General features: G+C 72.4%; 9 protein-coding genes and 2 tRNA genes. 2 read left to right on the forward strand and 9 right to left on the reverse strand.

The annotated features are described in order from the left end of the window. Nucleotides 1-734: 734 nt before the first annotated feature. The 5 genes from ACFYMP_RS13130 to ACFYMP_RS13150 form a co-directional block, all read right to left on the reverse strand. Nucleotides 735-1,163, reverse strand: a complete 429-nt coding sequence (locus tag ACFYMP_RS13130; RefSeq protein WP_388855287.1) for a MaoC family dehydratase — start codon at nucleotides 1,161-1,163, stop codon at nucleotides 735-737. Further along, the gene (locus ACFYMP_RS13135) at nucleotides 1,163-1,627 is read right to left on the reverse strand and encodes a MaoC family dehydratase N-terminal domain-containing protein (protein WP_388855290.1); all 465 of its coding nucleotides are present in this window, start codon (nucleotides 1,625-1,627) and stop codon (nucleotides 1,163-1,165) included. Before ACFYMP_RS13135 ends, ACFYMP_RS13130 begins: the two co-directional genes overlap by 1 nt. Before the next feature lie 655 nt (nucleotides 1,628-2,282). Further along, a complete protein-coding gene (rpmG, locus tag ACFYMP_RS13140) occupies nucleotides 2,283-2,447 on the reverse strand; it encodes a 50S ribosomal protein L33 (RefSeq protein ID WP_065962933.1) in 165 nt (54 codons plus the stop codon). 90 nt (nucleotides 2,448-2,537) lie between these two features. Beyond that, nucleotides 2,538-2,610 (reverse strand) — tRNA-Met (locus ACFYMP_RS13145). Between the two features lie 49 nt (nucleotides 2,611-2,659). Continuing rightward, nucleotides 2,660-2,732: transfer RNA gene (locus ACFYMP_RS13150), tRNA-Thr, on the reverse strand. Nucleotides 2,733-3,211: 479 nt separating this feature from the next. Between ACFYMP_RS13150 and ACFYMP_RS13155 the strand changes: the two genes are divergently transcribed. Continuing rightward, on the forward strand, nucleotides 3,212-4,450 hold the full coding sequence (locus ACFYMP_RS13155; protein ID WP_388855295.1) for an amidohydrolase family protein: 1,239 nt from the start codon (nucleotides 3,212-3,214) through the stop codon (nucleotides 4,448-4,450). A 429-nt stretch (nucleotides 4,451-4,879) separates the two neighbouring features. Here the strand turns inward: ACFYMP_RS13155 and ACFYMP_RS13160 are convergent, their stop codons facing one another. Beyond that, nucleotides 4,880-6,217 carry a hypothetical protein gene (locus ACFYMP_RS13160; protein ID WP_388855298.1) on the reverse strand — a complete coding sequence of 446 codons (1,338 nt, stop codon included), beginning with the start codon at nucleotides 6,215-6,217 and terminating at the stop codon, nucleotides 4,880-4,882. A gap of 157 nt (nucleotides 6,218-6,374) precedes the next feature. On the opposite strand from ACFYMP_RS13160, the gene ACFYMP_RS13165 reads away from it, so the two are divergent. Then, on the forward strand, nucleotides 6,375-7,031 hold the full coding sequence (locus ACFYMP_RS13165) for an SDR family oxidoreductase (protein WP_388855301.1): 657 nt from the start codon (nucleotides 6,375-6,377) through the stop codon (nucleotides 7,029-7,031). 51 nt (nucleotides 7,032-7,082) lie between these two features. Here the strand turns inward: ACFYMP_RS13165 and ACFYMP_RS13170 are convergent, their stop codons facing one another. From ACFYMP_RS13170 to ACFYMP_RS13180, 3 genes are all read right to left on the reverse strand, one after another. Further along, nucleotides 7,083-7,298, reverse strand: a complete 216-nt coding sequence (locus ACFYMP_RS13170) for a hypothetical protein (protein WP_388855304.1) — start codon at nucleotides 7,296-7,298, stop codon at nucleotides 7,083-7,085. A gap of 233 nt (nucleotides 7,299-7,531) precedes the next feature. After that, nucleotides 7,532-8,209 (reverse strand): hypothetical protein, encoded by a 678-nt coding sequence (locus ACFYMP_RS13175; RefSeq protein ID WP_388855307.1) that lies wholly within the window; start codon nucleotides 8,207-8,209, stop codon nucleotides 7,532-7,534. A gap of 575 nt (nucleotides 8,210-8,784) precedes the next feature. Beyond that, nucleotides 8,785-9,078: an SMI1/KNR4 family protein gene (locus tag ACFYMP_RS13180; protein WP_388855310.1), complete on the reverse strand. Its 294-nt coding sequence runs from the start codon at nucleotides 9,076-9,078 to the stop codon at nucleotides 8,785-8,787. Nucleotides 9,079-9,326: the final 248 nt, after the last annotated feature.

Genomic DNA, 9,326 nt, shown 5'->3' on the forward strand with positions numbered 1-9,326 from the left:
TTTGCGTTTTATTACTGGTCTAACCGGCGGCGCCCGGCGGGGGCCCCCCCCGGGGGGCCGGGGGGGGGGCCCCCCCCGGGCCCCCCCCCCCCGCGTCCCTGCACGCTCAACAGGGGGGCGGCATCCGGACGCACCCCGGGCCACCGAAACACCTGGGCACCTGGGCACCTGGGCACCTGGGCACCTGGGCACCTGGGCACCTGGGCACCTGGGCACCTGGGCACCTGGGCACCTGGGCACTGTCCGCGATCCGCGACCCGGGACGCGCGATCCCGCCATCCGCAGGTTCTTCGCGGACGAGGCTCTTCGCGGACGAGGTCCCCGCGCGTACGCGCGGGCAACGGTGGGCAGGCTCAGGCCAGGGGGACACCCCTCGTAAGGGGCACTCCACCATTGCCACTGCCCCTTACCGCTCGCCGCGCTCCCCGCCGCCGCTCCGCAAAACCCGCGCCGCGAAGACCCCGCCTCCCGGGCCCGTACCTGGCTCTTCTGCTCGGAACCCGCCCGCGTCCGCCGACGGCTCCTGCCGGGCCGCGCCTCCCCAGACGCTGGGGACGCGCGGAAGGCCCGGCCGTTCACCTACCGGCCGGGCCCGCCGCCCAGCGGCGGTCAGCGATGAGACCGCCGGCTCCCCGCTCCCAATAACCGGCTACCGGCTACCGGCCCGCCGCTGTCCGCAGACCACAGACCACAGACCGCAGACCGCAGACCGCAGACCGCAGACCGCAGACCGCTCAGCTGAGCCGCACCACGGCGCGCGACATGCCGAGGACCTTCTGTCCCGCGCTCCTGGCGACGAGGTCGACCCGGACGAGCTGGTCGTCGAGCTTGGCCCCGACCTTCGCGCTGACCTCGATGACGGCGCCCTGGTCGTCGTCCGGGACCACGACCGGCTTGGTGAACCGGACCCCGTACTCCACGACGGCGCCCGGGTCGCCCACCCAGTCGGTGACGACGCGGACGGCCTCGGCCATCGTGAACATGCCGTGCGCGATGACGTCGGGCAGTCCGACGGCCTTCGCGAACCGCTCGTTCCAGTGGATCGGGTTGAAGTCCCCGGAGGCGCCCGCGTACTGGACGAGGGTCGCGCGGGTCACCGGGAACTCCGCGCCCGGCAGCTCGGTGCCGGTCTCGACGTCCGCGTACGAGATCTTCGCCGCCATCAGTTACCGCCTTCCCCGTCGGCCGCCGCGCGGACCACGAGCTTCATCAGCGCCGTCACGACATGGTCCCCGGAGGCGTCGTGCACCTCTCCGCGGATGTCGATGATGTCGTTGCCCGCGAGCGACTTGATCCCGTCGATCGTCGACGTGACGCTCAGCCGGTCGCCGGCGCGCACCGGGCGGGTGTACGTGAACTTCTGGTCACCGTGCACGACCCGGCTGAAGTCCAGGCCCAGCTGCGGGTCCCGCACGACGAGAGCAGCGGCCTGGTAGGTGATCGCGAACACGAAGGTCGGGGGCGCGATCACGTCGGCGTGACCGAGGGCCTTGGCGGCCTCCGGGTCGGTGTACGCGGGATTCGGGTCGCCGACGGCCTGGGCGAACTCGCGGATCTTCTCCCGGCTGACCTCATAGGGATCGGTGGGCGGGTAGCTCCGCCCCACGAAGGACTGGTCGAGCGCCATGCGCCTCGGCACCTCCTGGTTCTCACAGCGAATCAGCCGGCAGGCACACCGGCGGACACCAACTCGGCCCGTACGTCGAACTCGGCCGCGAGATGACGCGGACCGCACACCGCACCCCACGCACGGCCCCGCCCGGGTCCACCGGGCAACACGCCCACGGGCGTGCGGGACGTACGGCAGGACCACTCGCCCGGAGGCGTACGAGCACGCCCCGCGGACGCACACGGCCACCGCCCGCCCGCACGGACGGGACGTACGCGACGGCCTGGCCGACGGGGTGCGGCGCCCTAGCGTCTCACGGCGCGCGATGGCGTCCGGCGGCGTACCTCCGGTCTCGCGCACGCCCCTACCGCCCCCTCGCGCTCCCGTGCGCCTCCGGACCGGGAATCCAGAAGCCGCGCGGAACCCGAAGGAGCCGAAAGACCGACGGAACCGGGCGGACCGAACAGCCCACGGAACCGGAAGGACCGGAGAGGGCCGGAGGGCCCACGGAGCCGGAGGGCCGAAGAGAGCCGAAAGGCCCACGGAGCCGGGAGGGCCGGAGGAAACCGGAAGGCCAACGGCACCGGAGACCCGAAGGGAGGCCGGAAGAAGGGCGTCCGGAAACGCCACGAGGCCGCTCCCCGAAGGGAACGGCCTCGTGAACGAGCCTGATTTATCGCGTCTCGCGGTGCGCGGTGTGCGCGTTGCAACGCGGGCAGTGCTTCTTGAGTTCAAGACGATCCGGGTCATTACGCCGGTTCTTCTTGGTGATGTAGTTCCGCTCCTTGCACTCCACGCAGGCCAGCGTGATCTTCGGGCGGACGTCGGTGGCAGCCACGTGAGTGCTCCTTGACGAACGGATAGAAAATGATTAACGCATAGAAGAGTAGCCGATCGAAGGACCGACCCCGCAATCGGCTACTGTCTGTAGCGGTGACCGGACTTGAACCGGTGACACAGCGATTATGAGCCGCTTGCTCTACCGACTGAGCTACACCGCTGCGATGCGCTTCGACTCCCCGTCCGAGGACGGGGAACCTGGCACATCAGAGCCCCAAAACGGAATCGAACCGTTGACCTTCTCCTTACCATGGAGACGCTCTGCCGACTGAGCTATTGGGGCGAGCGATGAAGACATTACACGGTCGCCCACCGTTCGCCCAAATCCGTTTGCCGGGTCTCCTCGCATCCACGGGAACACCCCCGCGGCAGGACCCCGTACCGGGCCCCGCGCAGCCCCGGACCAGCGGCGCGGCCTCCCCCGGCGACGCCGTCCGCGCCCCCGCGAGGACCCTCGCCGGGTTCCGTCGGACCCACGGCACACACGACGCCCCTCGCGCCCCTCCGGGCTCTCCCGAGCCGCCCCTCCGGGCCCTCCCGGGCCGCCGCGGCGGGCGTCCCGGCCCGGACGCCCGCACACCACGCCGGTACGACTTTTGCGCTCCTGCTCGTAGCCGCCCGGCGCGCGCCCTAGGCTCTTGTCCACTCTCAGTGATCTTGACGGCGGCGGTGGCGTCGCGGTCCGGCCCAGTGCTCCGTCGTGGACCGTCCCCGGCCCACCGGCCCGAGCCCCGCGGCCGTCCGAACGCCACCAGGAGCGCCATGCCCGACAGCCATCCGCAGCCACCCCCGCTCCCCGGCAGCAGCGCGGGCGGCCCGGCCGGTCTGCTGCTGAGCGGCGCCCGCCTGACCGACGGCAGGACGGTCGACGTACGGCTGGGCGGTGGCCGGATCGAGGCCGTCGGCACGGCGGGCAGCCTGCCCGCCCACCACTCGCGCGTCGACCTGAGCGGCTACCTCCTGCTGCCGGCCCCCGCCGAACCGCACGCGCACGCCGACACGGCCCTGGCCGCCCGCGCCGACGGCCCCGTCCCCTTCGACTCGCGCGAGGTCCGGCGCCGTACGACGGAGGCGGCGCTGCTCCAGCTCGGTCACGGCGCCACCGCCCTGCGCTCCCACGTGCGCATCGGGGACGTGCAGGGGCTCTCGGCCCTGGAGGCGGTGCTCCAGGCGCGCCGTTCGCTGCACGGACTCGCGGAGCTGACCGCCGTCGCCGTACCGCGGCTGCTCACCGGGGCCGCGGGGGCCGACGGGCGGGAACTGCTGCGCGACTCCGTGAAGATGGGCGCCGGCGTGGTCGGCGGCTGCCCCGACCTGGACCCCGACCCGACGGGCTACACCGAGATCGTCCTGGAGACGGCGGCGGAACACGGCTGCCCCGTGGACCTGCACACGGACAGCGCGGACCCGGCCCGGCTGGCCCGGCTCGCCGCGATGGCCGGCGGGCTGCGCCCCGGGGTGGCGCTCAGCCCGTGCGGCGGACTGTCGCGCATGCCGCGGGAGGCCGCGGAGCGCTGCGCGCGGCAGCTCGCGGCGGCCGGGGTCGCGGTCGTGTGCCTTCCCCAGGGCGACTGCGGCGGCGTGGAACGCCGGGGCACCGGCACGGCGCCGGTACGGATGCTGCGCGGCGCGGGGGTCACCGTCGCGGCCGGCAGCGGTGGCCTGCGCGACATCGCGAACCCCGTGGGCCGCGGCGACCCGCTGGAGGCCGCCTACCTGCTCGCCTCGCAGCAGGGGCTGCGCCCGGAGGACGCGTACGGGGCGGTGAGCGAGGCGGCGCGCGCGGTGCTCGGGCTGCCCGAGATCCGCGTGGAGGCGGGCTTCCCCGCCGAACTGCTCGCCGTACGGGGCGATCAGCTGTCCGGAGCGCTCTCACTCGCGTACAGCAGGATCGTGATCCACCGCGGCCGCGTGGTCGCGCGGACCAGCGCGGTACGGGAGTACTGCGACTCCGCCTCGGCCCTCGACCTGCCGAGACAGGGCAGGCAGGAGCGGCGTTAGGAGGCGGCGGAAGCCCCTGGACCGACCGGACCGACCGGACCGGTGGGGCGGCCCGAAGCGCGGGCCGCGTCGGGGAAGGCGGACGACGGCCGGGCATGGACGTCGAGACGGCCCGACGCCGTGCGGCCGGAAGCCGTCGGGGCGCGGGCGGGGCCGACCGAGGGCGTCGGCCGGATCGCGAGCCGTACGCCCAGTCCGTGCCCCGCCCGCGGCCCGGGTCCCGGACGAGTGCGCCCGCCTCAGCCGAGTGCGCCGGGGCGCTCCGACGACGGACGACGGACGCGTCCGGTTGCGGACAACCGCCCCGGCCACCGCACGACCTGACGGGCCAAGGGGCGCACGGGCCCACGGGCCCACGGACCAACGGGCCCACGGACCAACAGACGGGCAGACGGGCAGACGGGCAGGAGGGTCAGCCGGGCAGACGGGTCAGCCGGAGACCGCGCTCTTCCCGGCCGCGCTGTCCCCGAACTCCTTCTTGAGCTGCTCCTGGATCTGCTTCTCGATCTCGTCGGCGAACGGGCCCTTCTCGTAGTCCGCGCCGAACTCCTTCTTCATCTCCTCGCGGAGTTGCTGTTCGAAGACCTTGCGGTACGTGGGGTCGTCCTTGAGGTCGCCCTCGCCCGGACCGTCCAGGGGGCTGAGGTCGTCCGAGGCGTCCTTCGCCGTGAAGTCCTCGGTGGCCGCCCCGCCGAAGAGGGAGTCGGGCTTCACCATGAAGGAGCCGTCGTCGCCCTTGGGGAGTTCGACCGCGCCCGCGGGAGCGGTGATCTTCCCGGGCTCGCCGAAGCCGAGGACGATGTCGAACTTGTCGCCCTTCTTGACCGGGTCGCCGGGCTCGGCGAGCTGGGTGGCGTCGAAGGTGACGCCGGAGAGGGCCCCGTCCTTCAGCGCGTAGTCCACAGCGATCTTGCGCTTCGGGACCTCCTTGAGGTCCTTCTCCGTGGGCAGCCCCTTGCTCAGTTGCGGGGGCAGTTCGCCGGAGACGTTCCTGAGCGCGCCGAAGACGTCCGTCAGCAGGTCACGGGCCGAGGCCTTGGCGAGGATGTGCTCGACGCCGTCCTTCTTCCCCTGGTCTGCGAAGGTCACGCGACGGGCGACGATCCCCTTGAGATCGGTCTGCAGCTTGCGCTGCGTCTTGCTGTCGAGCTTCTCCGCGCCGCCCTTGCCCTTGCCGCCGGCCGCGGTCTCGGCGGAGTCGACGTCGGACTTGACCCAGCGGCCCTCGAACAGGTCCTTGAGGGGGCCCAGCTCGGGGGGCAGTTCCCCGGCCCCCGGTATGGGCGTGCCGAGGGCCTTGCCGAGGGCGTCGACATCGGCCTTGAGGTAGACGGTCTTGTCGATCAACCGTATCTCGGCGAGGTCCGCCCCCTTGCCGGAGCCGACCGTCATCGCCACGGCCTTGAGGTCCTTCTCCTGCGCCTCGGCCAGGGGCTTGGACGCCTCCACGGAGAGAGACACCCGCAGGTGGGCGAGGGTCTTGGCGGCCTCGGGCGGCATGGCGTCCTCGGGCGAGTCCGAGGACGCGACGGCCTCCAGCACCTTCGGGTCGGCGTCGAGCCCCAGCTCGACCCTCAGCGAGTGCTGCTCGCCGAGCTTCTCGCCGGCGTGCTGGATCTTCTGTGCGGCGCTGAGACTCTTGACGGTGCCACAGGCGGCGAGCCCCGTCAGGGCCAGCGCGGCGCACGTGGCGGCGGTCAGAGTGGTACGTCGTACGGTGTTGATGATGTCTCTCCCGTGGTCTCCCGTTGTACACAGGAGACTCACGGGGACTCCACGCAGTTGCATGAACGCGGACAACGAAACGGTCACAAGCGGCGTGTCGCCACGCCCCGCCGCCCGCGCCGTGACCGCGTCTCCTCCCGCCGCTTCGGACGCCCCGGACGGCGCGCGTGTTCCGCTCTCACGGCGTACGGTCGGAACCATGCGCATGGTCATCGCTGGAGGACATGGACAGATCGCGTTGCGGCTGGAGCGTCTGCTCGCCGCGCGCGGTGACGAGGCAGTGGGCCTGATCCGCAATCCGGACCAGGCGGCGGATCTGCGGGACGCGGGCGCCGAACCGGCCGTCTGCGACCTGGAGTCCGCGTCGGTGGACGAGGTGGCCGAGCTGCTGCGGGGCGCCGACGTGGCGGTCTTCGCGGCGGGCGCGGGCCCCGGCAGTACGGCGGAGCGCAAGGACACCGTGGACCGTGACGCGGCGATCCTGCTGGCCAAGGCCGCGGAACAGGCCGGTGTGCGCAGGTTCCTCGTGGTCTCCTCGATGGGTGCCGACGCCTCCCACGAGGGGGACGGCGTCTTCGACATCTACCTGCGGGCCAAGGGAGCGGCGGACGACGCCGTACGCGCGCGCACGACGCTGGACTGGACGATCCTGCGCCCCGGTTCGCTCACCGACGACGAGGGCACCGGGCAGGTGCGCCTGGAGCCGTCGACCGGCCGGGGCTCGGTACCGCGCCAGGACGTCGCGGCGGTCCTGGCGGAACTGGCCCAGGCACCGGACACGGCGGGCCTGACCCTGGAACTGATCGGCGGCGACACCCCGGTGGCGGTCGCTGTACGGAACGCGGGCACCGCCTGACCCGCGTCCGGGTGCCCCGCTGGAGCGTGCCCCCCCCGTCCGGGTGCCCCGCTAGAACAGCGACATCTGCCCGGGGAAGTCCGGCACGACGTACCCGTCGAGCGTGGCTTGCGCCCCACCGAGGGGCGCGAGCCGCCGCGACCCGGCACAGGACTGAAGCCCCCCGGCGGCCCGCGTCCCCGGGGCATCGTGCCGCGCGTACCGCCCGGCGACGACGGCGATCTCACGACGGCACTGCGGACACCTGCGACGTGGTGTGGACGACATGCCTCCAGTGTGCCGGGGGCCACCGACAAGTCCCCCGGAAAGGGCACGGCGCCCTGCCCGCGCAGCACCTGCGCTCCCCGCGTTTCCGCAGCTCACAGTGGCTTCGCGCCCCTGTCTCAAGCCTGATCTGCGGGGAGGCGTTCGCGGGGTGCCGCTCCGGAACGGTGAGAACGCACCCCCGGCCGACCCCCGGCCCACCCCGTCGCGAGCAGCAGCAGCAGCTCGTCAACTCGTCAACCGGCGAACGTCTCGTGCAGCGCCGAGGGGAAGACGACGCGGCCGGCCCCGGTGTCGACCACCCCCGCCCCGTCCGGCGCCTCCACCGCCGCGCAAGCGTGCCAGGCGGCGAGAACAAGGGCGCTCAAGCCCGGCAGAGACTGCGCACGCACCGCACCGCGCGAACGGCTCTGCGCGAGATTCCGCGGCTGCCAGTCACCGGTCGTACGCCTCCGGCGACTGTTCAGAGGCGGAGCCGTCGCGACTTGCAGCGCGTGTTCCAGAGCGAGTCCGCAGACCTGGGGACCGGTCTCGGCAGCGATCGACTGCTCGTCCGCAGGCGCCGAGGGAATCAGCAACGGCCAGCGGATCACCACCACCCTCTCCCACAGCTCCGGCGGCACGGTGTTGGCCAGGTGGTGGCTCTCCCCCACCGGCAGATCCCGCAAGCGCCGTTCCGCCTCCTGCGTCTGCCCCACGTAACAGAGCCCGGCCCCGCCGGCGAAGACCCCGTACAGCACCGGCCCGGTCATGGCGGCACTCTCCCCGTACGGCTCGGTCAGCAAGGCCCCGACTCCGTGCGCGAACCGGTAGCGGCGCTCCTGCCAGCGCCCGAGCAGTGAGGCATCCCCGAGCAGGGTCGCCAGCGAGTCGCGCCAGTCGCGATACGCGTCCTCGTACGTTTGGTCGTCCACAGGCGCCAGTCTGAAGCACGGCTCAGCGCAGTGGTCCGCCTGGCTCTGGTGCACGGTCGAGGCGGCCAGGCCGGGAGCGCAGAAGCGGCGGGCCCCGGCCGGCTCCGGCCCGGGACTCCCCCGGGTCCCTGGGGTCGCGCACCGGCCTTGCTCAGAAAACCAGGACTGTTACCAGCGTGCCTTCCCGGACCGGCGACGGTCCCTGCCGCCTGCCGCCTGCCGCCTGCCGCCTGCCGCCTGCCGCCTGCCGCCTGCCGCCTGCCGCCTGCCGCCTGCCGCCTGCCGCCTGCCGCCTGCCGCCTGCCGCGGAATACCGCGATGCGGCGGAAGCCGTTACACGCCAAGCAGCAGTACTTCGCGTCGCGCAAGCCGAGTTCGGCGACCGCGTACGGGCCTAAGGGATGATGCCCTGCACCACGAACACACCGTCAACCGCCGCCCGCTGCTGCGAGTCGGCCTGCTCAACGGACCCGGCAGCAGAGCGCAACGGCCGGCTCGGCCGGCTCGGAGAAGAAGGTTCCGGGCGGCGCGGAGCGGGCCGGAGTGGACTCGATAGCGGTTCAGGGCAGGACGGCTTACAACCGATACCAGTCGTCTCCACTGTCGCGCAGCGAACGAGTGAGGTAGTCCCGCAGGCCCCCGGCCACCCATCTGCGGCTGTCGCTCTCGTGTTCCCAGACGAACACGTCCGGCCGTTCGGGCTTCAGCACGAACGCGAACTGGTCACCACCTCCGCTGTCCCCGAAGAAGAGGAGAGCGTCGAAAGACATGTAAAGCTGCGCCATGGACTCGTCAGACCAGAAGAACAGGTTCTGCTCGACGATCTGGTCCACGGTCCAGACCGTGTCCACATGGGTGCGTCCGACCACTCCGTTGCTTGTCGAGAAGCAACTGCTTGAGTTCCGCCGGCAGCGCTCGCCCCAGCCGCTTCTCGGCTTCGACGATCTCGGACAGCTGGGCGGCATTCCGGAGGCCCGCCTCGGTGAAGGCCTCCTGGACCGCTTGTCTCCACATGACCGAGAGCCTAAGGGCTGTCCCGTAACCCCTGGCGGGCGCGCGACGACAGCTGCGGCACCTCGCCGCGTTGCCGAAACGCCCGAATCGCTCCGCGATGAGG

Origin of the sequence: Streptomyces sp. NPDC007088, assembly GCF_042869355.1 — a bacterium.
In the GTDB taxonomy this organism is placed as follows: Bacteria; Actinomycetota; Actinomycetes; order Streptomycetales; family Streptomycetaceae; genus Streptomyces.

Coding starts and splice junctions, on each gene's coding strand:
- ACFYMP_RS13135 (WP_388855290.1), bottom strand. CDS start 1,627: ATGGCGCTCGACCAGTCCTTCGTGGGGCGGAGCTACCCGCCCACCGAT.
- ACFYMP_RS13170 (WP_388855304.1), bottom strand. CDS start 7,298: ATGTCGTCCACACCACGTCGCAGGTGTCCGCAGTGCCGTCGTGAGATC.
- ACFYMP_RS13155 (WP_388855295.1), top strand. CDS start 3,212: ATGCCCGACAGCCATCCGCAGCCACCCCCGCTCCCCGGCAGCAGCGCG.
- ACFYMP_RS13165 (WP_388855301.1), top strand. CDS start 6,375: ATGCGCATGGTCATCGCTGGAGGACATGGACAGATCGCGTTGCGGCTG.
- ACFYMP_RS13130 (WP_388855287.1), bottom strand. CDS start 1,163: ATGGCGGCGAAGATCTCGTACGCGGACGTCGAGACCGGCACCGAGCTG.